This is a genomic window from Streptomyces africanus, assembly GCF_002150735.1.
Lineage (GTDB): Bacteria > Actinomycetota > Actinomycetes > Streptomycetales > Streptomycetaceae > Streptomyces > Streptomyces africanus.
Map to the genome: position 1 here is coordinate 1 of NZ_MUKA01000509.1, position 912 is coordinate 912.

Genomic DNA, 912 nt, shown 5'->3' on the forward strand with positions numbered 1-912 from the left:
GTCTCGGCCAGGCAGACGACATGGATCCCGGCCCGGGGTCCCTCCAGTGCCAGCCGCGCCACGGCCGCGCGCAGGTCGGCGCCGCCGGGGTCGCCGTCCACGACGACGACGGTGTAGGGGCCGGGGTAGCCGGGGGCGGGAGCCGGGGTGTCGTCCCGGGCCCAGGAGGGGCGGCGGGGCACGGGACCGGCGATGCCGCTCGCCCCGCTGTCACCGCCCTGACCGTCGGTCTCCTGGGCCCGGGAGAACCTCACGTTGCCCAGCAGCCCGCCGACCCCCGTGGCGCCGGCTCCCGCGTCCGCCAGCTGGTCCTCCAGGCGGCGCATGAGCTCGTCCGTGCGGGCGGCGGCCTGTTCCCTGTCGTAGGCGAGCAGGAGGCGGCAGTCCTGCCCGTGCCCGGGACGGACATGCGGCAGCCAGCCCAGCCAGGACCACTCGGCGGTGCGCTCCGCCAGGGGGCGGGAGCGGTCCGCTGCGATCAGGACTATCTCCAGTGTGTCGGGGGAGTGCAGCGCGGTGAGCTGCGCCAGCACGGCACGGGCCAGCCCGGCGAGCCGCGCCCGGGGCCCGGCCAGACCGAGTGCGCCGACCTCGCGCAGCCCGGCGGTCACGGGCACCGCGGGCAGCAGGCCGGAGCCGTCCGGCGCGGCCCGGTCGGCGGTGCCGAGGCGCACCGCGAGCGCCTCCGGGTGGCCCGGCCCGCGCTCCCACAGCCGGGGGCCCGGGCCCAGCGCCGTCAGCAGCAGCGTGGCCGGATCCGGCCAGGTCTCCGGCACGGCCGGCCCGACGGCCGGCGAGCGCTCCGCCGTCACGTCGGCCGGCTCGTCCTCGTACGTCCCGCGCGCGGGAGTCCCCTGCTCACCACGCCCCCCGGCCAGCCGCCGCGCCCACGCCCCGAGCCCGCCCCGCCTG

The 912-nt window shown here is 79.7% G+C and carries 1 pseudogene; it reads right to left on the reverse strand.

The features are described 5' to 3' along the window. Window positions 1-912, reverse strand: a pseudogene (locus CCL05_RS41005) (hypothetical protein); the annotation flags it as partial.